This is a genomic window from Brucella sp. HL-2 (genome assembly GCF_025846885.2).
In the GTDB taxonomy this organism is placed as follows: domain Bacteria; phylum Pseudomonadota; class Alphaproteobacteria; order Rhizobiales; family Rhizobiaceae; genus Brucella; species Brucella quorumnocens.
The window spans coordinates 1-22600 of sequence record NZ_JAOYTK010000001.1 but is presented as its reverse complement, the minus strand read 5'-3'; the positions used below and the strand labels follow the sequence as shown (position 1 = coordinate 22600).

Here is a 22600-nt window from a genome sequence, read left to right as displayed (position 1 = left end):
GAACTTTCGTTTTTCTTGCGCGGAAACATGAAACCCGTTATCAGAGCGCGACACGAAAGGACCCATCATGAATATTGATGCTATCTCCATCGGCAACAATCCGCCAGAAGACGTCAACGTTATTATCGAAGTGCCGGTCGGTGGACAGCCGATCAAGTACGAGATGGACAAGAAGGCTGGCGCCCTGATTGTGGACCGCTTCCTCTACACTCCTATGACCTATCCGGGTAATTACGGCTTCGTGCCGCACACACTTTCGGAAGATGGCGACCCGATTGACGTTCTGGTTTGCAACACTCGTCCGCTGGTTCCTGGCTGCGTGATCAATGTTCGCCCAATCGGCGTTCTGGTCATGGAAGACAATTCCGGCAAGGACGAGAAGATCATTGCAGTTCCTTCGCCAAACCTGACACAGCGTTATGCAAAGGTACATGATTATTCCGATCTTCCGGAAATCACCTTGAAGCAGATTGCGCACTTCTTTGAGCACTACAAGGATCTGGAGCCCGGCAAGTGGGTTAAGATCGGTGACTGGGGCGATGAAGATTACGCACGCAAGTTCATCGTTGAAGCGATTGAACGCGCCAAGGGCAAGTAATCTGCCTTATATGTTTAAACAAAAACGCCCGGATGAAAGTCCGGGCGTTTGTGTTTGTCTGGTTAGGTATGGGCTTCTTACAGAAGTGCAGGAAGCAGCGTCGTCCACATGAACTGACGGATGAAGAAGATAATCAGCAGGACGACGATAGGCGAAATATCGATGCCGCCGAGATTGGGCAGGATATTGCGGAGCGGGCGCAGGACCGGTTCAGTTACCTTATAAAGAAACTCGCCGATTGAAGCCACGAAACGGTTGGAAGAATTGACGACGTTGAACGCATAGAGCCATGAGAAAACGGCACTAGCGATAATAATCCAAGTATAGATATCGAGCGCCAGATCAATGGTGCGAAACAATGCGATCATAAAGGTCTCCTTGGCAATCGGAGCGGCACAGATCTTAAACTGACCCAGGAAAACCGCTCCAACCCTTTGAATCTTTGCATCGTACTGTCCTAATCCAGGCAGGCTCCGGAGCGATGCTTTAGCCGAGATGTAGCGGTTGCTTTGGGCAAGAACAAGGGCAAGCCGTGCAAGCAATGCAACTTTAATATCTCCTGTCTGCTTGCAGGAGAAATCAGGGGCAGTTTGCTACAGTTGCCGCTAGAGTTTTTCGCTATGTCCGTTCAGGCACCGATTTGCCTGCGATATTCGTCGGGGGTGATACCCATCAATTTGCGGAACATGGCGATGAAAGCCGATGCGCTGGCATAGCCAAGGTCAAGCGCCACATGTTCGACTTTTGCCCCCTTTTCGAGCAGCGGCATGGCTTTCAACGTCCTTAAACGCTGTTTCCATTCAGGGAAGCTCATGCCCAGCTCCTGTTTGCAGCGACGCATCAGCGTTCTTTCGGACGTATTAGCGATCTTCGCAAGAGTGTGAAGGGTGCGATTGTCACTTGGATCATCTTCAAGGATCGACAATATCTTTTGGAGGGCTGGGTCCGTGCTCGAAGGCAGATAGGAACCCGCACATGGAGCAATCGCCAGCTGGTCGAGCAGCGTATGCAGCAGTCGTGTTTCCTGCGGTTGCTGTGGTTGCGATGGCTTCTTCATACGCAGATGTTCAAGCAAAGTGCGGATCAGTGGATTGAGGTTGAGCGCGCAGGCCTTGGCTGGAAGATCGGCGCAAAGCTCTTCGGTCACATAGAGCGAGCAGTAGCATACTTCCTGACGATTGAGCCCTTGATGCTCGATATGCGGTGGAAGCCATATTCCATATTGCGGCGGGGCGAGCAGATGGCTGTCGCCAATACGCACTTCCATTACTCCAGTGAAGGAATAGACGAACTCTCCCCAATCGTGGCGATGCATGGGATAGCGAGCAGCCGGTGGCATGCAGGCTGTTCGAAAGAACAGCCGCTCCGGCAAGGTTTCCGTGAAGGGAGGTTGATGCGTGGCTTCGAGAGCTATTACCGCCATTATGGCAATCCTGCGCTAAGGTTTGTCAGTTTCAAGCTATATGCTCTATACATGACAAGCGTACACCCATTGTTCGGATTAATCACGAGGATTCGGACAATGGAGCGTAAGCCCGTCGACACGCACGCGTTTGGAATGATGCTTCTTGTTGGTATCAGCCTCGGCTTGCAGCAGGTGCTGTTGAAATTGACGGCTGCGGATATTTCGCCATTGTTCCAGATCGCTTTGCGGTCGGGCGTAGGGGCTACATTAATCGCCGCTATTATGATCGCGCGGCGTGAAACATTGACCATTACCAATGGGATCTGGAAACCGGGTCTGCTGGTCGGTTTGCTGTTTGCGCTTGAATATCTGTTTCTAGGGGAGGGGTTGCGACTAACCTCAGCCGCTCATGCCGTGGTTTTGCTTTATACGGCACCACTCTTCGCGGCACTCGGTTTGCATCTTCTGGTGCCATCAGAGCGCCTGACGACCATACAATGGGGCGGCATCGGCATTGCCTTTGCAGGCATCGCGATAGCATTCCTTGTTCGTGGTGAGGCCGTCCATGGTGATTTCCACGCCATGGTTATTGGCGATGGGCTTTGCCTGCTCGCGGGGGTGGCGTGGGGCGCAACGACTGTTGTGGTGCGTGGTTCACGTCTTGCAGCACTGCCAGCGAAGCAGACCTTGCTCTATCAGCTTCTAACCGCCTTCGTGACCCTGTCGGTTGCCGCATTCCTCATGGGGCAAGTGAAGATCAACTGGACCACTATGCTGATGGGCAGCTTCGCGTTTCAGTCCGTCATTGTGTCTTTTGCGGTGTTTCTGATCTGGTTTCAGCTCTTGCGGATTTACCGCGCATCCCAACTGGGTTCGCTCTCCTTCATGACACCCACTTTCGGAGTGATCTTTGGCGCGATCATTTTGGGTGAGCCGATTGAAATCAGTTTCGTGGTGGGCACGGCATTTGTGATAACGGGCATCATGATCGTGAACGGCAAAGAGGCACTGGTCGATCACTTTCGTCGATCCAGACAGAGTTGATCAGGCTGCGTCGTGCTTTTGCCTGTTCACTTTGTTGCAGATCAGATCGTTGACATGTTCAAGCGCATGATCCCGCACACGCATATTGCGCAGATGCTCAAGCGTGTTGGAAACATAGTCAACATTGGCACCGGAATCGCCCTGTGCGGAAGCAACGATTGCTGCAGCATCCTCGGCTTTGAGCGAACCGGCATATTGGATATGCCGTCGGTCGGCGACATAGGTTACAGCCTGCACATCGCGCCCGTCCGCTAGCCGAAGGCGAAGCCATTTTTCGTGATAGACCTGGTTGGACATTTCGCGTTCGCGCAAATAGACCATGACTTCGTCTGTCATATCGCCGGGTACACGGAAGGCGATGCCGAGGCAGGAGCCGCCAGCGTCCAGACCCAGCACAAGGCCAGGATGGTCAGGCGTTCCGCGATGGACATGGGAATAAATACAAAGGCTGCGACGATATCCATGCAGGCGCGCGCGCATGGTTTCGACATGGGCAAAACCGGGCCGCCACATGAGTGAGCCGTAACCGAATACCCAGAAGTCGTTCATTAGCTGATCGTCAGTGCGCCTTGTCATGATGGGAATCAATATATGTTCAATTATGGCGAGTTTTTATCGGTAATCTCAGGATATCCCGCATTTTTTGATCGACGGAACTTCACAAGACTCAATCCTGCCATAATATAGCCACCTGTTGGGGACAGCAGAACAGATGATGATGGTTTGGGCCCGAAAATGCCCCGTGCTTTGTCAACGCAACCAAGTATCTGATTGAAAGAGGCTTTTTCAATGGCGCATGCTGGAATTGAACCCGTGAAATCCAGAAAGCGCCCAATTACCATCGCGGTTATCGCTCTGGTGCTTATTGCAGCCTATACGGCCGGCTGGTTCTACGTTGCGGACAAGGTCGAAGCGCGCGCTAAGGCCGATATGGCTAAGCTTGCATCGCAAGGGATCGGTGTTCAATGCGAAAACCTGCATACCGGCGGTTATCCGCTGCGCGTAAATGTGGTTTGCGCCAGCATTTCATGGCGAAAGCCTTCCGAAGGCATGTCGCTGCGTGCAGGCCGCTTTACGTCAGGTTCTCCGGTTTATGCACCACGTTCGCTGAGCAACGAATTATCTGGCCCGGCCTTTGTCGAGTTTCCCGGTATCCAGCCTCTTGAGGTCAACTGGAGCAAGTTCACCTCCAACACGCGTCTCGCACGTCCATTTCCGACCGAGATCGAGTTGAATGCGCGGGACGTCAGCGTCGGTGTGCGCACGGAAACGACAACTACAGAGCTGGTCAGCAAGCTTGAGCAGATGAACTTCCGCATGAGCAGCGAAGACAACCAACTCAAGATCAATGGACGCTTTGCAGCCCTAAAGCTTGAACCCTATGTGATTGGCAATGCCAAAAGCCCCGAGATTGACGGACTGGTCGATATAGAGATTGCCGATGCTGCAACCTTCCTCGCGCCGAGCCCTTCGCAATTCAATGAACGGATGCGCGGTCATAACGGTGTGATCAATCAAGCATTCCTGTCTATGCCAAACGGGGCAGTGCTTTCGGTCGCGGGTCCGTTTTCGGTCGATATGGAAGGGGAGATTGATGCGGACCTGAAGGTTACGATGATCAATCCGCAATCCTTCGCACAGGCTGGACAGACGGTTTTCCCTGAGCAGGGCGGCAATATCGCCACCGTTCTTTTTGCTCTTTCCGCTATGCCGAAAGACGAAAACGGCAATCCCGTTATTGAGATTGCCGTTCGAAAGGGAAGAGCTAGTGCTGGATTTATTCCGCTCGGTCGAGTGCCCAGCCTATAAAGCCCAGTGGATTGAATTTGACGTTTTAATCCCAAGTGACACATACGCTGTTTCAAACGTCAAATTCGAAAAATCCACTAGATTCATAGACTTGCTAGTGGTCTTCTTGATTCCGACATTTGTCCAATGCCTGTATCCGAGGGATGCAAATGTCGGAATCAGACCACTAGTTCCTACTTCTGTTCGCTTGGATGTGCGGCTGCCTGACGACCGAAGTCCGGCGCATCGACTTCCTGACCCGCGTCGATAATGCCACGACGCACAGCACGCGTGCGGGTGAAGAGGTCAAACAGAGCCTCGCCGTCGCCCCAGCGGATTGAGCGCTGCAGGGATGCCAGATCTTCCGAGAACCGTGCCAGCATTTCAAGAATCGCGTCCTTGTTGTGCAGGCAGACATCACGCCACATGGTTGGATCGGAAGCAGCCAGACGCGTGAAATCACGGAAACCGGAAGCCGAATATTTGATGACTTCTGATTTCGTCACCTGTTCCAGATCGCTGGCTGTGCCGACGATATTATAGGCGATGATATGCGGCAGGTGCGAGACGATGGCCAGCACCAGATCGTGATGCTGAGGGTCCATTTGATCAAGACGCGAACCGCAAGCCGTCCAGAAGGCAGAAAGCTTATCGATGGCTGCCTGATCGGTGTCGGGCAAGGGCGTAAGAATGCACCAGCGATTGGTGAACAGCTCAGCAAAGCCTGCATCAGGGCCCGAATATTCAGTTCCTGCCAGTGGATGGCCCGGAATGAAATGCACATTCTCCGGCAGCACCGGCTGCATCTGCGCAATGACCGATGCTTTGGTCGAGCCGACATCGGTGACGATAGCGCCTGGCTTCAGGTTGCCTGCAATCTGCTTGGCAACTGTGCCAGACGAGCCGACCGGCACCGACACGATGACCAGATCGGCATCTTTGACTGCTTCCGCACTATCGGTTGAATAGCTGTCGCCGAGGTTTAGTTCCTCGGCGCGCTTCAATGTTTCGGCACTGCGCGTGGCGATGGCGATATGACTGGCCAAGCCTTCGCGACGGATAACGCGCGCCAACGATGAGCCTATAAGGCCGATACCGATGAGCGCGACTTTATCAAAATGGATTGTGGACATCGTCTTATTTCAAAAACTCGGTAAGAGCGTCCACAACGCCACGATTGGCTTCTTCAGTGCCCACCGTCATGCGCAGCGCATTCGGGAAGCCATAGCCGCCGACACGACGCAGGATATAGCCGCGCCTGGAAAGCCATTCATCCGCCTTGTCTGCCGAATGGTCAGCATCGTCGGGGAAATGCATGAGAAGGAAGTTCGTTACCGATGGCGTGACACGAAGCCCAAGCTTGGTGAATTCATCGGTCAGCCACGACAGCCACTTCTCGTTATATTCAACCGATTTCACGACATGGGCGCGGTCGCGGATTGCGGCCGTACCTGCAGCAATCGCCGCCGAGTTCATGTTGAACGGGCCGCGTATGCGGTTGACTGCATCAATGACGTGCAGTGGTGCATACATCCAGCCGATGCGCAGACCCGGCAGACCATGAATCTTCGAGAAGGTACGGGTCATTACGACGTTTTCGTTGGACGAAACCAGTTCAAGGCCAGATTCGTAATCGTTGCGGCGCACATATTCAGCATAAGCAGCATCAAGCACCAGCAGGACGTGCTTTGGCAGACCAGCATGGAGGCGACGCACTTCCTCAAACGGCAGATAGGTGCCGGTCGGGTTTGCTGGATTGGCGATGAACACGATCTTGGTGCGCGGTGTAACACCAGCAAGGATAGCATCGACATCGATGCGTTCGTCCTTTTCCCTGACGGTTACAGGTGTTGCGCCTGCGCCCAGCGTCTGGATCTTATAGACCGCAAAGCCATGTTCAGTGATGATCGCTTCATCGCCCGGTGCCAGATAGGTCTGACAGATGAGGCCGAGTAGTTCATCCGAACCATTGCCGCAGATGATGTTGCCGATGTTGAGGCCCTGAGATTCAGCGATTGCTTCACGCAGCGCTATGGCCTGACCGTCGGGATATGCCGCGAGATGCTCGGCCCAGTGTCGATAGGCCTCGACCGCATGGGGGCTGGGGCCGATGGGGGTCTCGTTGGATGAGAGCTTATAGACCTTTGCGACGCCTTCAACATGTTCCTTGCCGGGCACATAGGCTGCGATATCGAGCAGGCCTGCCTTGGGCTGGGGACGGGAGAGGTTCTGCATATTGGTCATGATTTTGGCTCCGCCAAAAGGACTGTGTTTAAGGTTACGCAGCGGGCATAAACCGCCGCCGCGTTCAAGTCGAGAAAAACCTTGGCTCGAAAGGCTGCAGAGTTATTTTTTGAGTTCTTTTGATGAGGCTTTTCTCAAGCCGCTGACCGGCGAGCCATGCGGTGCAAGCACAGGCACAAAGACACGCCGCGAAGAGCGCTGGGCGACGGGCAGGCCCTGATAGAGCCGCTTCTGTGCCTCCACCACCAGAACGCCTGAAAAAAGCGGCCAGAGCTTCCGCCCCAAACCTTCAATCGCCATACAGGGGCGCATCATCCATCGACGCTTTACAGGTGGAAAGTGCAGCGCATTGCTGATGGTGTTCACGGTGAAGTTGGCTTCGCGCAGCAAGGCCGTCAGCTGTGTGCGGCTATAGGGGCGACCGCTACCAAACGGTGTTCGGTCAAGACGTGCCCAGACGCCACGCCGGTTTGGCACCACGATCACCAACCTGCCGTTCGGTGCAAGCACCCGCCACATCTCTTTAAGTGTTTCAGCGGCATTTTCTGCATACTCCAGAGCGTGGACCATCAGAATGCGATCAATGGAGGAATCAGGCAAAGGCAGTTCTTCATCAAAAACCAAGGCCGTTGTCGATTTTTCCGAGGAGGGCCAGGCTGTCGCGCCTTGCCCGGCAGGCATGAAGGCAAAGCTGCGTTCCGTATCAGTGCTGAAACGATCCAGATAGGGCAGGCTATAACCAAGGCCAATAAGCCGCTCACCCGGCACACGTCCCCAAAGTGCGGCCAGCGCCATGCGGATGGATCGCTCGGTCAAATGGCCAAGCGTTGTGTCGTAAAAGGAGCGCAGTTCGATAATGTCTGGATGCATGATGGCCACGCTATAACAAATCAATGAAATGGCAAATGCTTATGCTTCGTTTGATTGTTCTGGAAGGGTACAATCCAAAATGGTGCATTTCTCTGAAAGCATGATATAGAGCGTGCCTTTCAAAGCTATGTTAGGCTTATTTAGCAGGAGAAGCGGTAGATGCCTGAAGTCGGCGGCAAAACAATCGATGTGTTGTTCAGCTCGGAAGAAATTGCCGCGCGCAATCTCGAGCTTGCGAAGGATATCGCCGGCCACAAGTTTCATAATCTGCTGACGATTTCGATCCTTAAAGGCTCGTTCATTTTCGCAGCTGATCTCATTCGTGCGATGCACGATGCCGGAGTTGAACCGGATGTCGAATTCATCACCGTTTCAAGCTACGGCAAGGGCACGACCAGCACCGAAGTGCGCCTGTTGCGCGACATCGACAGCGATGTGCATGATCGCGATGTGCTGCTGATCGACGATATTCTCGAATCGGGCAAGACGCTCAAATTCGTGCGTGAACTGATGCTAGAGCGCGGTGCGCGCAGCGTCAGCATTGCTGTGTTGCTCGACAAAAGCGTGCGTCGCAAGGTTGATCTCAATGCGGATTTTGTTGCCTTTGAATGCCCCGACTATTTTGTCGTCGGCTACGGTATGGACGTAGCGCATTCGTTCCGGCAGCTGCCCTATGTGGGCCATGTGAAGGAATGACCGCGATATTCACGTGCATTTTTACGCAGAACCGCTTCGCACTTTTGGCTCTAATATATGTTTTAACGCGCATCTTTGTCCGAAAACCGTTTCACACTTTTCGGGATGCGCTCTAGTCGAACTGCAAGAGGCGCTGGAGATATTCCTTCTCCATCTGTGGCGTCAGTGCATTGCCAAGCTTGCGGCGGATTTCATCGAGAATTTCACGGGCGCGCTGGATATCGATTTCACCCGGAATCTTGACACCATCTTCGTCTGACATGCCATTGCCTTGCTGGCGGCCAAGCGGATCGCGACCGTTCTGGCCATTCTGCCCGCTTTGTCCCTGACCCTCCTGACCCATGGCTTGCTGCATTTTTTGCATCATGTCGCGGCCACCCCGGCGTAGAGCATCGAGCGCGCTACCCTGCTGATCGCTCGCTTCCGAGCCTTCGCTACGGCCAAGCGCATCGGCGGCGTTGCCCATCGATTTCCCCGCGTCGGAGAAATCCTGATTAGGATCTATGCCCATGCCTTTAAGGTCTTCGTTGAACTTCTGCAATTCCTGCTGGAGCTGTTGCTGCTGCTGTTGAAGCTTGCGCATGGCCTCCGCCATTTCGGACGGTGTTCCGCCCTGCTGGCCATTTTGCTGCGATTCGCCCTGCTGTGATTCACCTTGTTGTGATTCACCGCGCCCCATCGTGCCATCATCGCCCGGCATCTGGTCTTCGTCGCCAAACTCGCCTTCGCTGTTGTTATACTGCTGCTGCATCTTCTGATCGAGATTGAAAGTCTCGTTCATCATCTGCTGCTGGCGCCGCATCAGATCGCCGAGCTTGTTCATCTGCTGCTGCATCTGATTGGCCTGCCCCTGACCCTGGCCTTGCTGGCTCGGTTGCCCCGGCTGGCCCTGTTGCAGATTATTCATCATATCCTGCAACTGCGACAGAAGCTGTTCCGCCTGATCACGCGATCCCTGACGTGCCAGATTTTCAATCTGATCCATCATGCGCTGCAAATCTTTTTCGGTCAGCACACGTGCATTTGGATCGAGAGGCGCATTGCGAGCATTGGGATTCTGCTGTTGACGCTGGGCAAATTCACGCAGGAAATCCTGCATTGCCTTGCGCAGTTCTGCGGAAAGTTTAGCAATTTCTTCCTGCGAAGCGCCATTCTGCAGCGCATTGCGCAGCGCTTCCTGTGCCTGGCGCAGACGCTTCTCAGCTGCCGACAAATTGCCGTCTTCAATGCCAAGTGCTACCTGCCACATATAATCCGCTGTATCGCGCAGCGCATCGTCGCCAGTCGCAAGACGAAGTCGCGTGCCGATCGTCACAAGACCCAGAAAATGGGCGCTGTTCTTGATCGTTTCCTCGGGGCGCAGCATGAGGGCCGAAAGCATGTCCCGGACATGGTCACGCTGGGTGCCATCGAATGCGAGTATGCGCCGTTGCTCCACAACAGCTTTTGCAAGCGGATTGGAGAAGGGGCGCTCCGGCAGCTTCATGATCTTGGTTTCACTGCGACCAGACTTGCCGTTTGCATCTGTCACAACAAGCGTGAGCGCCACTTCCTGACCAGCCCACGGATGCTCGGTTAGATCTTTGGCAGTGGTTGCTTCTTTCGTTCCGCGACGCGGTAATGCGAGCGGCAGATCCGGCGCATCGTAGAGAGGGGCGACTTCCTCGTCTTCGTGATCCATATCGAGAGGAACGATTTCACCATAGGCCTTGGCCGGACCGTAATCGTCGGTGATTTCATAGGAAAGCTGCAACGTGCCATTTAGCGCATGGCCCGGTTCTTTGGTAAACCGAATGGTCGGCGCATTGTCTGGTGTGACTGCAAAGGTCCAGCGCGCATCGGTGCCGGATAAGCTCAGCGTCTGGTCCTGTTGCAAATCATAGCGGAAGTTGCGGCTGCCATCGACAAGTGCCTGCTGCTCTGTCGCAACCGTCTCGCCCTCTTTAGGCTCGTTCTGAGGTGCGACGGGTTGTATCTCGCTGCGATGGCCGGTGGAATCCGTTGTGGTCAATCGTTCCGAACTGCCGCCAATAACGCGGATATTGACGATACTGCCTTGCGGAACGGTGATCGGTTTTCCGACATTCGCTTCATCAATGGTTGTGCTCAGAAACACCGGCGCACGGCCGGTATAGCGTGGCGGCGTTACCCAGGCGTCGACGCGTGCAACGGCTGTAGGGCTACCCGCGCGGATATGAAACGCATCGGCAATGCGCCCGCTGTTTGGGCTAAGACTATAAGCGGAAGCGGTCACAAACAGCAGAGCAACAATAGAGCGGAGCGCAAATGGATCACGTTCTGGAATGTGCGGACGTGGTAAGCCTGATTGCAGGTTTTTCAGGCGCTCAGCCATGCGGCGCTTGTGTTCCTGCCAAAGAGCGACAGCAAAGGGATCGTTGGTGCCAGTTGCCATTTGTCCGGTTTGGACTGCCAGCGGCTCGTGGATCAGACCGTTCACGTCCTCAATACGAGTCGTGATGTCGTCTTCATTGGGTAAGCGAAAACGGAAAGGCAGATAAAGGGCAACAAGACCAGCTAGAGCAAAGAGCCCCAGTACGCCGATATGCAGCCAACGTGGCATCAGCGAAAAAAGTCCAAACCAGCTCAGGCTTGCAAAAAGGGCAATCAGCAGAATCAGGGGAAGCAAAAGAGGCCAGAGCCTCTCGAAGCTGATCGTCAGAAAGCTTTTCAGGTGAAGGCGGCGCAAAGCAGCACCTTCGCCGGAAAACAGGCGGAAAAACGCATCGCGCTTGCGGATCGGCAAGTCTTCGCTGTTTTTTTTCTGCTGTGTCATCTGGACTTTCTGATGCGTGTAACGCCTATGGATTGTTCATAGAATAACACGCATCATGGCAAAGACGAGGCTTAAGCCCTATTTTATAGCCACTCGGGCACGGAATCGAGCGCAAGAAGTTCTTCATAGGTCCGGCGTGGACGAATGACGTGATAGCGATCACCATCGACCAGCACTTCGGGGATCAGAAGGCGGCTGTTGTAGGTGCTCGACAGAACTGCGCCATAGGCGCCCGTCGTGCAAACAGCAATCAGATCTCCTGGAGCAGGCTTCGCCACTTCACGGTCAAGGCCGAGATAATCGCCCGTTTCGCAAACAGGGCCGACAAAGTCGGCGCGAATGCGTGGGGCGTTATCCTTGGTTTCTTTGACTGGCTTGATGTCGTGGAAAGCTTCGTAAAGGGTCGGGCGAATGAGATCGTTCATTGCCGCATCGACGATCACGAAGTTCTTGGCATCGCCTTCTTTCACGAAAATCACCTCCGTCATCAGAAGACCGGCATTGCCGACAATCAGTCGACCCGGCTCAAACACGGTTTTGAGGCCCAGCGGCTTGATATGTTTTGCGACGATTTCTGCATAGGCCACCGGCAGTGGCGGCGGGTTGTTATCGGTGCGATAAGGAATGCCCAAACCACCACCGACATCGACATGGCGAATATTATGACCGTCGGCCTGCAGTTCTTTCACGATCTGAGCCATCAGAGCAAAAGCATTGTCGAAAGGTTCGAGATCAATGATTTGGCTGCCGATATGCATATCGATGCCGACCACATCGATACCGGGCAGGCTTGCAGCACGTGCATAGGCCTGACGGGCTTTGACGCGTGGAATGCCGAACTTGTTTTCGGACTTTCCGGTCGAAATCTTTGCATGGGTCTTGGCATCGACATCCGGATTGATACGCAAGGATACAGATGCAACTTTGCCAGCCTTGACGGCGCGCGCTGAAAGAATTTCCAGCTCAGGTTCGGACTCGACATTGAAGCAATAGATGCCAGCTTCGAGCGCGAAATCCATTTCATGCGGCGTTTTGCCAACGCCTGAAAACACGATCTTGTTTGCCGGAATGCCTGCGGCCAGCGCACGGCGAATTTCACCTTCGGAAACCGTGTCGGCACCGGCGCCAAGCTTGGCGAGGGTTTTGAGAACCGCCAGATTGGAATTGGCTTTCAACGCATAGGTCACCAGCGTTTCCATATCCGCAAAAGCTTCGCTGAAGACGCGGAAATGGCGCTCGATGGTGGCACGGGAATAGACATAGAAAGGCGTGCCGACCTCTTTAGCGATTTCAGGCAGGCTTACGTTTTCAGCGTGAAGAACGCCGTCGCGATATTCAAAATGATTCACGGGAAACAGTCCCAGCTTGATCAGAGGTTAGAGCATAATTGGACCCCTGTGAAACGAGGATCGATAAAATTATGCTTTGTGTAAAAGACTTTAGAGCGCCGATCTGTAAAAATCAGATCGAAATGTGAACTAAAGAATTTTGTCGAGGATGAAGGGTTTGTCTTCCTTCGGTTTCTCGACTGTGCGGCCCTGTTCATTGGTGATGAGCTGCGCAGGCGGTGGCTCAAGTGGGCCTTTGCGTCCGCAAGCAGCAAGTGTGACTGCAAGGGCTACGATCAGAAGCACGGAGGAAGTGGCGGAGCGGCCTGTCATCAGCTTTGGTTCCCGGAATTTGTACTATGGGTCAGGTCTAACCCAAAATATCTGAAAGTGAAATCACTCCTTCAAGAGTGATGTCACTAAGATCGTATCGCTTATGCCTTGGTGATGCGCTTTTTCCAGTAACGGATCTGACGGCGCACTTCCTGGGGCGCGGTTCCGCCGAAGGACTGGCGGCTCTTGACTGACTTTTCAACCGTCAGATAACCGAAGATCGCATCGGTAATGCCCGGATTGATCGATTGCAGGTCTTCAAGCGAAAGCTTCGAGAGATCGACCTTTTTGCTTTCAGCCAGAGCCACGGCGCGGCCAGTGACGTGGTGAGCATCGCGGAATGGAAGGCCAAGCTCTCGCACCAGCCAGTCAGCCAGATCGGTTGCGGTCGAATAACCCGAGCCTGCGGCCTTCTTCATGCTTGCAACATTGATGGTTAGGTCGCGCACCATGCCGCTCATTGCAGCAATTGCGAGTTCCAGATTTTCAGCAGCGTCGAAAACCTGTTCCTTGTCTTCCTGCATATCTTTGGAATAGGCGAGCGGCAGACCCTTCATGATGGTGAGAAGTGCAACAAGCGAGCCGTTGATACGGCCGGTCTTGGCGCGGACGAGTTCGGCCGCGTCCGGGTTTTTCTTCTGCGGCATGATCGACGAGCCGGTCGAGAAGGCATCGGACAGGCGAACGAAATTGAACTGTGGCGTCGACCAGATGACGATTTCTTCGGCAAGGCGTGACAAGTGACCCGCGCAGATGGCTGCGAGTGACAGGAATTCCAGAGCGTAGTCACGGTCGGAAACACTATCGAGCGAGTTGCGGGTTGGCTCACGGAAACCGAGTTCTTTCGCCGTCATATGACGATCAATCGGGAAGCCGGTTCCAGCAAGCGCTGCCGCACCCAAAGGCGATTCGTCCATGCGTTCAATCGCATCGCGCACGCGGGATAAATCGCGACCAAACATTTCCACATAGGCCATGCAATGATGACCGAAAGTCACGGGCTGCGCTGTCTGAAGATGCGTGAAGCCCGGCATGACGGTTGCGGCATGTTCTTCTGCACGCTCAAGGAAAGCTTCGATCAGACCTTTAAGAGCCACAGCGGTCTTCTGCATTTCCTGCTTGACCCAGAGGCGGAAATCAACCGCCACCTGATCGTTGCGCGAGCGAGCCGTGTGCAGACGCCCTGCAGATGCGCCAATCAGATCGGCAAGGCGCGCTTCGATATTCATGTGAATGTCTTCAAGCTTGCGCGAGAAGGTGAATTTGCCGTCCTCGATTTCCTTGAGGATGGTTTTCAGGCCTTCTTCAATCTTTTTATGGTCGTCTGCCGCAATGATGCCAGTCTTTGCAAGCATGGCAGCATGGGCGAGCGAGCCCTGAATATCCTGCGCATAGAGCTTGCGGTCAAAGCCGATCGATGCATTGATCTCTTCCATGATCGCATCGGGTCCTGAGGCAAAACGGCCGCCCCACATCTGATTGCTTGATTTTTGTTCGCTCATGCTCGTATGCCTCGGATACATGACTTAAGGAAAAGTGACGCGAGATGGCAGAAAACAACGATAAGGCAAAGCCAGGAAATCGGAAGATCGTCCTTCTTGCAGCTCTTGCCGGTGTCATTGCCGGTATCGGGGCGGTATACGTGATGGAACGGCCTTCTGGCAATGCATCTGATAGCAATGTTTCAGCCGCAAGCTCTGTTTCTGCTCAAAGTGATGAGGCTTCCGCACAATGTGCGTTGAAAGCAGATTCGCTCAAGAGCCTTGATGCCGCCGCAACTGGAAGTGTCGCTGCCATGCGTGCGGCGGAAAAGCCGATTTCGGTTGCCCATATCGCTTTCACCGGACCTGACGGCAAACAAATGACGCTTGGTGATTATAAGGGCAAAACGCTTCTTGTTAATCTCTGGGCGACTTGGTGTGCGCCATGCCGTGAAGAAATGCCGGAACTCGACAATCTTCAGGCAGCAAAGGGCGGCAGCGATTTTGATGTCGTTGCCATCAATATCGATACAGGTTCCGACGAAAAGCCGAAAAAGTTTCTTGAAGAGATCGGCATCAAGAGCCTGAGCCTGAACCGTGACGCGACCATGTCGAGCTTCAATGAGTTGAAGCGCAAGAATCTGGCATTTGGCCTTCCGGTGACACTGCTGGTCGATAAGGAAGGTTGTCAGATTGCCTCCATGAACGGGCCTGCGCCTTGGGATAGTCCCGACGCAATCAAGCTGATCGAGGCTGCGCAGAAACTTTAGATAGACAAGTATCGCATTCAGTGGCTTCCTCTTTTTAAGAGAGAGGAAGTTGCTCATGAGCGTTGAAGTCTGGCTGGCATTTTCTGCCGCATCTGTCGTGCTTCTTATTATTCCGGGACCCACGGTTTTGCTGGTAGTGTCCTATGCGCTTGGGCAAGGCTGGAAAGCAGCACTTCCTATGGCTATCGGTGTCGCTCTTGGTGATTTCACCGCTATGACGCTTTCAATGCTGGGGGTTGGTGCATTGCTTGCAGCATCAGCCACGATTTTTACCGCCGTCAAATGGGCTGGCGCTGCCTATCTCATCTGGCTCGGCATAAAGCTGTTTCGCGCTGGCGGAACCATGGACGCCAAAGCGCGACATGATCAGGTAAAGCCAGTAAAAATGCTGCTCCATGCGTGGCTGGTGACAGCACTTAATCCTAAAAGCATCACGTTTTTTGTGGCTTTCCTGCCGCAGTTCCTCAGCCCCCATGCCGCTTTCATGACGCAGATGCTGGTCTTTGAAAGCACGTTCCTCGTGCTCGCATTTCTCAATGCCTTCGCTTATGCGCTGGTCGCCACACGGGCGCGGCGCTTCTTTGCAAATGAGCGTGCCTTGCGCATCTTCAACCGTGCTGGCGGAACGATGCTCGTCGGTGCCGGCATTGCGACCGCTTCCATACGGTCAAGCTGATTTGAATCCCGAACGCTTGAGCTGGACGATGACCAGTTCGAGCGCCGACAAGAATGCCGAGCGATCTTTTGGTGAAAATGGTGCCGGGCCACGCGTGATTTCGCCTGCGGAACGCAGCGAATCCATCAAGTTACGGGTGGCGAGCGTATTGCCGATGGTGCTTGTCGTGTGCACTTTTCCATTAGGCGCAATAACCGCCGCACCCATTGCAATCGACCGGCTCGCGAGCGGGATATCCGCAGTGATCACAACCGTGCCCGGTCGGGAATTTTCTGCAATCCAGTCATCGGCTGCATCAAGCTTGTCGGAAACCACCACACGCTCAACGCGTTCTGCGTCGCGCGGGATGGCGATATAGCTGTTGGCGACGAGAACCACGGGCAAGCCATGGCGTTCGGCAACACGATAGATTTCAGCCTTCACCGGGCAGGCGTCGGCATCAACGAGAATGCGGATTGTGTCGTTTTGAGCGTCCATGCCGTTTCATAAGTCGATGAGACGCATTTGGCAAATTGATCGCAGCAATCAGATTTATGTGATGGCACAATGGCTCCAACCAGATTAGAGCAGGCCGCAAACAAGAAAGACTCTGTCATGGCCACCCGCTTTTTTCCCATCATGTTTGTCCTGCTCTGGGCTACCGGCTTTATCGGTGCCGGGCTCTCCATGCCCTATGCGGAGCCGTTCACTTTCATGGCGGTGCGGTTTTCTATTGCAGCCACCATCATGATCCTCTGGGCATCGGCAAGCCACAGCGTCTGGCCAAGAGGCAAGGTTTTGATGCACGCCGCCATTACCGGCTGCCTTATTCATGGCGTTTATCTTTCAGCGCTTTTTTGGGCTGTGCATCACGGATTGCCCGCAGGCATGTCCGGACTTGTTGCAGGTCTGCAGCCCATGCTGACCACGCTGATTGCAGCGCTTCTTCTGGGAGAGCGTGCGAGCGGGCGGCAATGGCTGGGCCTTCTCGTTGGCTTTCTGGGCGTTGCCATGGTGGTTTGGCCGAAGTTTTCTGCCGGTAATGGCGTTGATCCGCAAAGCCTGTTCGCGGCCTTTGTGGCTGTTCTGGCTATCAGCACAGGTACGGTTTGGCAAAAGCGCTTTGGAACTGCAGGCGATCTTAAGGCTGGCACTGCTGTGCAATATATCGCAGCAGCGGCTTTGACCGCGATCGGGGCTTTCGCATTTGAAACACGCGTGATGATCTGGTCGCCGGAGCTTATCTTTGCGTTGGTCTGGCTGACACTTGCCATTTCCATAGGTGCCATTCTGGCGCTTCTGGTGATGATCCGCGAAGGTGCCATGTCGAAGGTGGCATCGCTGTTTTATCTCGTACCAGGTACGGCTGCGATCATGGCCTATCTGATTTTCGGTGAAACGCTTGGCCCGATCCAGATTGCAGGCATGGTGGTAACCACGTTCGGCGTGGCTCTGACTACTTTGCGTCGATAAGATCGGGCTGCTGCTCGCGTTTGCGGAAATTCATGATCGCGGCATTGATTTCTGCGCCGATGATGAAGATGGCCGAGAGCATGTAGAGAAAGACGATCGCCACCATGATCGAGGCAAGGCCCGCATAGGTGGTGACGTAGCTTGCAAATGTTTCGAGATACTTTGCGAAGGCGGTTGCGGCAGCAAGCCATGCAACGAGTGTGATCCCAATGCCCGGCAGAATGTCGCTCAGACGCCGGCGCCCGGCAGGCAACCAGATGTGCACGATAAAGAGCGCAAGCACCAGAACAATCACGGCAATCGTATAGCGCCATATTGCAATCGTGCCTGTGAAGGGTGCGATATCTGGAAACCATTGCTCGGCAAGGCGCACGGCTAGCGGTGCCAGAACCAGCAGAAAGCTGATCGCCATGAGACTGATTGTGCCAAGGAGTACAAAGCCCAGGCTTTGCAGGCGGCAGAAAATGATCGAGCGCTGGTCAGTTACGCGATAGGCGCGATTGAGTGACATGCGCAGTGCTTCCACGCCATTGGAGGCAAAATAGGCGGCAGCGATCACACTGACCGTCAACAATCCACCGCGCTGCACTGTCAGAACGTTCGTCACCTCATTGGCGATAGGGCCGGCAATGTTGGATGGCCACATGTCAAAAACGACGTGTACCGCCGTATTGGCGAATTCTTTAGTGCCGAGAAAGCTGGCGAGTGAGGTTGCAAAGATCAGAAACGGGAACAGAGCCATAAGGCCTGAAAGGGCGATATGCGAGGCGAATGCCCAGCCATCGTCTGTGCTGAAATGCCCATAAACATCGAAAGTGATCTGACGGATAAAACGTCTGATTTTTCGCATCCGCAGATTTTTCCCTTCGGTAAACCGACAAACGACCCAAGCGCCCTTAAATCTAGTATTAGATTCGACATTGCAAGGGCATAGAGCGCCTCGCGCCCTCTTTGGGCTCACAAAGGTCGCTCTGTGCTATTGAATCTACGCATCGTGCTTCCATAAAATTGATTCCGATTTTATGGCCGATGCTGTAGCGATTTTAAACCGGGCACGAATCAAGCACTGTTGCGAAAACGCGACCGCGAGGAACAGGTTGATGGCTCCAGAGAGCGAAAAGCGCAGCATTATCGTCACCGGCTGCTCTTCCGGTATCGGTGCCTATTGTGCCGAGGCTTTGCATAAGGCCGGATGGCGCGTGTTTGCGACTGCACGCAAGGATGAAGATATTGCGGCACTCACAGCCAAGGGGCTTGAGGCTTTCTATCTTGATTACACCGAGCCGCAGTCGATTGAAGTGCTGGTCGATGAAGTTTTGCGTGCGACGGATGGCAAGCTGGACGCTCTTTTCAACAATGGTGCCTATGCGCAGCCGGGGGCAATTGAGGATCTGCCGGTTGAAGCATTACGTGCGCAGTTTGAAGCAAATTTCTTCGGCTGGCATGATCTGACACGTCGTATCGTTCCAGTGATGCGGGCACAGGGGTATGGCCGCATTGTGCATTGTTCTTCCATTCTTGGGCTTGTGCCGATGAAATGGCGCGGTGCTTATGTGGCATCGAAATTTGCGCTTGAGGGTTTGATGCTCGCGCAGCGGATGGAACTGGAAGACTCCGGTATTGAGGTTTCGATGATTGAACCGGGGCCGATTGCCTCGCAGTTCACCTATAATGCAGCCATGCATGCGCGCGCCAATATTGATCTCGAGCATTCCGTGCATCGCGAGCTTTATCAGCGTCAGATGGCGAAACTCGATGATGGCGGTACGAAGTCTAAAAACAAGCTTGGCCCAGAGGCGGTTTACGCGGTACTTGTGCATGCTTTGGAGGCGCCTAAGCCGCGTCCGCATTACGCGGTTACACGACCTGCGAAACTGGGTATTCTGGCACGACGCCTGCTGCCGTCGCGCTGGCTCTATCGAATGCTGTCCGACCAGTCTTGAAACAAACAAGCCCAGTCTTAAAAACAGAGATGGCGGATTATGGGAGAGAAATAAATGGACTTTCTGTTCAAGGCTGCGGCCATGGTGGCCATGTTCGCGGTGGCAATTGTGCTGATTATCGGCCTGCGTAATATGATGCGCGGCGGTGACGGCAACTTCTCCAACAAAATGATGCAGCTGCGAGTCTTTTTGCAGTTCGTCGCGATCGTGCTGATCGTCGCAGCCGTTTATTTCGCGCGCCAGACGAGTGGGCAGTAAAAATGGTCAAACTCAACAAGATTTATACACGCACAGGCGATGATGGGACAACAGGCCTGACCTCGGGTCCGCGCAGGCTGAAATCCGATCTGCGCGTTGAATCCTACGGCACGGTTGACGAAACCAATGCCTGTATTGGCCTGGTTCGGCTTCATACGACTGGTGCAGAGCATGGGCATATCGATGTGATGCTTATGCGCATCCAGAATGACCTGTTCGATCTTGGTGCCGATCTTTCAACGCCCGATGACGGTCAGCCACCTGCTTATGAGCCGCTGCGTATCGCTGCATCGCAGGTTACACGGCTTGAATCAGATATTGATTATCTGAATGCGGATATTCCTCCGCTGCGTTCGTTCATTCTGCCGGGTGGTTCGCCTGCTTCTGCGGCACTGCATCTGGCACGCACCGTTTCGCGTCGTGCTGAGAGGCTGATGGTACAGCTTGCAAAGACTGAGGGCGAGGTGGTCTCGAAAGAAGCGCTGCAGTATATCAACCGCCTCTCCGATTTCCTCTTTGTCGCCGCCCGCGCCGTCAATGATAACGGCGCGAGTGATGTGCTGTGGGTGCCCGGCGCTAACCGCTGATTTTTAAACGCCGCGTTTGTTGCCCCAGATCAATACATGAAGCTGGGGCAGGACGTGCGCCTCGAACCAGCGATCCTGCATCACCTTGTCGATCAGCCATTCCATGCGGCGCATGATGCCGTCCATATCGATCCGTGCATCGTCATCCTCGGGCGGCGGCGGCGTGTGATTGCCTGGTTGAAGATAAACTGCCAAATGCGGATGACGAGCCGATGCAGCTTTTGCAAAAGCATAATCCGCATCATCGAAGATAACGAATTTAAGCACAGTCTTTGGCTTTGAGCCTGCCGCATCGATGGAAGCGGCAAGCGCATCCCAATCCGTCTCCATGCCGCTTGAAGGCGGTTTTGGGCTCAGAACGAGCGTATCGAGCCTGGAAAACCAGTCCTTTGCTACCGATCCCTGTGTTTCGAGTGCAAAGCGATAACCCTGTGCGTGACCAAGATCGATCAGCTGTCCCAAAGGCTGGATGGCTGGGTTGCCGCCGGAAAGTGACACTGTTATTGGCTTTTCACCTGAAAGTGTCGTCACTTCGCGCCATATGGCATCAACGCTCATCGGTTTCCAGTCATGGCGAAAGCGGCTTTCAACAGCGTGCAAACTGTCACACCATGCGCAGCGGTAGTCGCAGCCGCCCGTGCGCACGAAAACAGTCGGTTCACCGCTCAACAAGCCTTCGCCCTGAATGGTTGGACCGAATATCTCGCTGATGCGGATTTCGGTATCGGTCTTCATGGCCGATACTCGGGCCGATATTCTGCCCATGTCTTTGGCGTTTCGCTGACCCTTACAGCTGTGACTTCCTGCCAGCGGACCTTGCACCAGTCGTAAAGATGGCGCGCCAGAAACTCCGCCGTCACACGATGATGCCCGAGCACATCATTGAGATGGCGGTGATCGAGTTCATCATCAATATAGCGCTTGAGTGGGGCCAACTCGTGATAATCGCGCACAAAACCATATGCGTTGAGATCGGCGGCGGAGAGTTCGACTTCAACGATGTAGTTGTGCCCATGCAGCCGCGCACATTGATGGTCGGCGGGAAGTTCGGTCAATTGATGCGAAGCGGAGAAATGGAATTCCTTGGTGATGCGAAACATCAGCCGTTCCTCTTCTCAATTGCTGCGCGCCAGAAGTTGGCATCCTCATAGTGTGTGGGGTCGTTGATGCAAGCCAGATGGAATGCCTCGCGACGTTCGACACAGGTGCCGCAACGCCCGCAATGATGCTCGCCGCCCTTATAGCAGGACCATGTCGCTTCAAATGGCGCTCGGTATTTTGCACCATCAAGAACGATGTCGCTTTTTGACTTGTGCACATAGGGCGCAAGCACCCGAATATCGGCATAACCTTCCAGCGCATGGTTTTGCATGCTCTGAAAAGCGTCGATAAATCCAGGACGACAATCGGGATAGATAAAATGATCGCCACCGTGAACGGCAAGCGCCACGGCATCGGCTTTCTGTGCTGCTGCCACACCGAAGGCGATGGCCAGCATGATGGCATTGCGGTTGGGAACGACGGTTACTTTCATCGTTTCCTCGGCATAATGACCGTCGGGCACATCGATATCGTCTGTCAGGGCCGAACCGGTGAGGCTCGCGCCAATGGGGCGAATATCGATGATCTGATGGGGCACGTTGAGCCGCTTTGCGCAGGCTTCCGCAAAGTTCAGTTCTTTTTTGTGCCGCTGGCCATAATCGAAGGAGATGAGGCCAGTGAGTTGATGTTCCGCCGCGATTTTATGCGCAAGCGAAACGGAGTCCAATCCGCCGGAGCAGATGACAAGCGTCTTCATAGTTTGAGTCCTTGTTTTGACCGGGTAGGCTGCGACCGGATGTTTACACGGCTCTCCTAGCGCATGAGTCCGGGCTTGTAAACGCCACGAAAATGCGAGGAGATGAGCGTAAAAGAAAAGTATCAAAGGGCATCCGACGAACAAGACGAGACCTGACAAACGTTAGTGCAAAAACGGAATGACTATCTGTCAGAATAAATTCATTTAAATCGATATTGCCGCCCATCCGCGATTGACGTGCACGTCAACCGTCTTTAGGTTTCGTGCCGGTTCCTGATGTTGCGGGGGAGTGCTGGTTTCGCGGCGTTTCTGTCAGCAACGTTTTCATGTCGGATTCTGACATGCGGGCAAAGATTCACGGCGGCATAGTCGTGCCGCAAAAGTCATTGAAGAGGTAATCGCGGATGAAAGTCCTTGTCGCAGTAAAGCGGGTTGTAGATTACAACGTAAAGATCCGTGTTAAGGGTGATGGTTCGGGCGTTGAGCTATCGAACGTGAAGATGTCGATGAACCCTTTTGACGAGATTGCAGTTGA

General features: G+C 54.0%; 25 protein-coding genes and 1 pseudogene. 11 read left to right on the top strand and 15 right to left on the bottom strand.

Features of this window, described 5'->3' with window-relative positions:
• Positions 1–67 precede the first annotated feature (67 nt).
• Complete coding sequence (gene ppa, locus OIV19_RS00130) at positions 68–598, top strand: inorganic diphosphatase (RefSeq protein WP_007872105.1); 531 nt, start codon at positions 68–70, stop codon at positions 596–598.
• Positions 599–675: 77 nt separating this feature from the next.
• Here ppa and OIV19_RS00125 read toward each other — a convergent pair whose 3' ends face one another.
• Together OIV19_RS00125 and OIV19_RS00120 are read right to left on the bottom strand one after the other, a co-directional pair.
• On the bottom strand, positions 676–966 hold the full coding sequence (locus tag OIV19_RS00125; RefSeq protein ID WP_007872091.1) for a YggT family protein: 291 nt from the start codon (positions 964–966) through the stop codon (positions 676–678).
• A gap of 260 nt (positions 967–1226) precedes the next feature.
• Complete coding sequence (locus OIV19_RS00120; protein ID WP_095447577.1) at positions 1227–2021, bottom strand: AraC family transcriptional regulator; 795 nt, start codon at positions 2019–2021, stop codon at positions 1227–1229.
• A gap of 99 nt (positions 2022–2120) precedes the next feature.
• Between OIV19_RS00120 and OIV19_RS00115 the strand changes: the two genes are divergently transcribed.
• Positions 2121–3047 carry a DMT family transporter gene (locus OIV19_RS00115; protein ID WP_264230355.1) on the top strand — a complete coding sequence of 309 codons (927 nt, stop codon included), beginning with the start codon at positions 2121–2123 and terminating at the stop codon, positions 3045–3047.
• Here OIV19_RS00115 and OIV19_RS00110 read toward each other — a convergent pair whose 3' ends face one another.
• Positions 3048–3596: a gamma-glutamylcyclotransferase gene (locus tag OIV19_RS00110; RefSeq protein WP_191793335.1), complete on the bottom strand. Its 549-nt coding sequence runs from the start codon at positions 3594–3596 to the stop codon at positions 3048–3050.
• A gap of 240 nt (positions 3597–3836) precedes the next feature.
• Here OIV19_RS00110 and OIV19_RS00105 point away from each other — a divergent pair, with 240 nt between their 5' ends.
• Positions 3837–4856 (top strand): DUF2125 domain-containing protein, encoded by a 1020-nt coding sequence (locus tag OIV19_RS00105; protein WP_151092408.1) that lies wholly within the window; start codon positions 3837–3839, stop codon positions 4854–4856.
• A 173-nt stretch (positions 4857–5029) separates the two neighbouring features.
• Here OIV19_RS00105 and OIV19_RS00100 read toward each other — a convergent pair whose 3' ends face one another.
• The 3 genes from OIV19_RS00100 to OIV19_RS00090 all read right to left on the bottom strand — a co-directional run bounded on the left by OIV19_RS00100 (position 5030) and on the right by OIV19_RS00090 (position 7949).
• Positions 5030–5968: a prephenate/arogenate dehydrogenase family protein gene (locus tag OIV19_RS00100; protein ID WP_095447574.1), complete on the bottom strand. Its 939-nt coding sequence runs from the start codon at positions 5966–5968 to the stop codon at positions 5030–5032.
• Positions 5969–5972: 4 nt separating this feature from the next.
• Positions 5973–7079: a histidinol-phosphate transaminase gene (hisC, locus tag OIV19_RS00095; protein ID WP_264230353.1), complete on the bottom strand. Its 1107-nt coding sequence runs from the start codon at positions 7077–7079 to the stop codon at positions 5973–5975.
• A 102-nt stretch (positions 7080–7181) separates the two neighbouring features.
• A complete protein-coding gene (locus tag OIV19_RS00090) occupies positions 7182–7949 on the bottom strand; it encodes a class I SAM-dependent methyltransferase (RefSeq protein WP_264230352.1) in 768 nt (255 codons plus the stop codon).
• 159 nt (positions 7950–8108) lie between these two features.
• On the opposite strand from OIV19_RS00090, the gene hpt reads away from it, so the two are divergent.
• Positions 8109–8645, top strand: coding sequence for a hypoxanthine phosphoribosyltransferase (hpt, locus tag OIV19_RS00085; protein ID WP_095447572.1), 537 nt, complete (start codon positions 8109–8111; stop codon positions 8643–8645).
• A gap of 112 nt (positions 8646–8757) precedes the next feature.
• Here hpt and OIV19_RS00080 read toward each other — a convergent pair whose 3' ends face one another.
• The 4 genes from OIV19_RS00080 to argH form a co-directional block, all read right to left on the bottom strand.
• A complete protein-coding gene (locus tag OIV19_RS00080) occupies positions 8758–11439 on the bottom strand; it encodes a TIGR02302 family protein (protein ID WP_264230351.1) in 2682 nt (893 codons plus the stop codon).
• 83 nt (positions 11440–11522) lie between these two features.
• Positions 11523–12788: a diaminopimelate decarboxylase gene (gene lysA / locus OIV19_RS00075; protein ID WP_264230350.1), complete on the bottom strand. Its 1266-nt coding sequence runs from the start codon at positions 12786–12788 to the stop codon at positions 11523–11525.
• A gap of 129 nt (positions 12789–12917) precedes the next feature.
• The gene (gene lptM / locus OIV19_RS00070) at positions 12918–13100 is read right to left on the bottom strand and encodes an LPS translocon maturation chaperone LptM (protein WP_095447569.1); all 183 of its coding nucleotides are present in this window, start codon (positions 13098–13100) and stop codon (positions 12918–12920) included.
• Positions 13101–13201: 101 nt separating this feature from the next.
• Positions 13202–14602 carry an argininosuccinate lyase gene (gene argH / locus OIV19_RS00065; RefSeq protein WP_095447568.1) on the bottom strand — a complete coding sequence of 467 codons (1401 nt, stop codon included), beginning with the start codon at positions 14600–14602 and terminating at the stop codon, positions 13202–13204.
• Positions 14603–14646: 44 nt separating this feature from the next.
• Between argH and tlpA the strand changes: the two genes are divergently transcribed.
• On the top strand, positions 14647–15351 hold the full coding sequence (gene tlpA / locus OIV19_RS00060; protein ID WP_095447567.1) for a thiol:disulfide interchange protein TlpA: 705 nt from the start codon (positions 14647–14649) through the stop codon (positions 15349–15351).
• Between the two features lie 55 nt (positions 15352–15406).
• Positions 15407–16027, top strand: a complete 621-nt coding sequence (locus OIV19_RS00055; RefSeq protein WP_264230349.1) for a LysE family translocator — start codon at positions 15407–15409, stop codon at positions 16025–16027.
• Here the strand turns inward: OIV19_RS00055 and OIV19_RS00050 are convergent.
• Positions 16019–16504 (bottom strand): YaiI/YqxD family protein, encoded by a 486-nt coding sequence (locus OIV19_RS00050; RefSeq protein WP_095447565.1) that lies wholly within the window; start codon positions 16502–16504, stop codon positions 16019–16021. The genes OIV19_RS00055 and OIV19_RS00050 overlap by 9 nt on opposite strands.
• 117 nt (positions 16505–16621) lie before the next feature.
• Here OIV19_RS00050 and OIV19_RS00045 point away from each other — a divergent pair, with 117 nt between their 5' ends.
• A complete protein-coding gene (locus tag OIV19_RS00045; RefSeq protein WP_264230348.1) occupies positions 16622–17479 on the top strand; it encodes a DMT family transporter in 858 nt (285 codons plus the stop codon).
• Here the strand turns inward: OIV19_RS00045 and OIV19_RS00040 are convergent.
• On the bottom strand, positions 17463–18329 hold the full coding sequence (locus tag OIV19_RS00040; protein WP_095447563.1) for a YihY/virulence factor BrkB family protein: 867 nt from the start codon (positions 18327–18329) through the stop codon (positions 17463–17465). The two genes, OIV19_RS00045 and OIV19_RS00040, sit on opposite strands and share 17 nt — an antisense overlap.
• 250 nt (positions 18330–18579) lie before the next feature.
• Between OIV19_RS00040 and OIV19_RS00035 the strand changes: the two genes are divergently transcribed.
• The 3 genes from OIV19_RS00035 to OIV19_RS00025 are packed head-to-tail and all read left to right on the top strand — an operon-like array spanning position 18580 to position 20267.
• Complete coding sequence (locus OIV19_RS00035; RefSeq protein ID WP_264230347.1) at positions 18580–19422, top strand: SDR family oxidoreductase; 843 nt, start codon at positions 18580–18582, stop codon at positions 19420–19422.
• Between the two features lie 54 nt (positions 19423–19476).
• Positions 19477–19680: a twin transmembrane helix small protein gene (locus OIV19_RS00030; protein WP_024898593.1), complete on the top strand. Its 204-nt coding sequence runs from the start codon at positions 19477–19479 to the stop codon at positions 19678–19680.
• A gap of 2 nt (positions 19681–19682) precedes the next feature.
• The gene (locus OIV19_RS00025; protein ID WP_095447561.1) at positions 19683–20267 is read left to right on the top strand and encodes a cob(I)yrinic acid a,c-diamide adenosyltransferase; all 585 of its coding nucleotides are present in this window, start codon (positions 19683–19685) and stop codon (positions 20265–20267) included.
• 3 nt (positions 20268–20270) lie between these two features.
• Here OIV19_RS00025 and queE read toward each other — a convergent pair whose 3' ends face one another.
• Genes queE through queC form a run of 3 tightly spaced genes read right to left on the bottom strand, consistent with a single transcriptional unit; the run spans position 20271 to position 22065 of the window.
• Positions 20271–21002, bottom strand: coding sequence for a 7-carboxy-7-deazaguanine synthase QueE (gene queE / locus OIV19_RS00020; RefSeq protein WP_151092392.1), 732 nt, complete (start codon positions 21000–21002; stop codon positions 20271–20273).
• Positions 20999–21367 carry a 6-carboxytetrahydropterin synthase QueD gene (gene queD / locus OIV19_RS00015; protein WP_264230346.1) on the bottom strand — a complete coding sequence of 123 codons (369 nt, stop codon included), beginning with the start codon at positions 21365–21367 and terminating at the stop codon, positions 20999–21001. Before queD ends, queE begins: the two co-directional genes overlap by 4 nt.
• The gene (gene queC, locus OIV19_RS00010; protein WP_095447558.1) at positions 21367–22065 is read right to left on the bottom strand and encodes a 7-cyano-7-deazaguanine synthase QueC; all 699 of its coding nucleotides are present in this window, start codon (positions 22063–22065) and stop codon (positions 21367–21369) included. Before queC ends, queD begins: the two co-directional genes overlap by 1 nt.
• A 404-nt stretch (positions 22066–22469) precedes the next feature.
• On the opposite strand from queC, the pseudogene OIV19_RS00005 reads away from it, so the two are divergent.
• Positions 22470–22600, top strand: a pseudogene (locus OIV19_RS00005) (electron transfer flavoprotein subunit beta/FixA family protein); the annotation flags it as partial.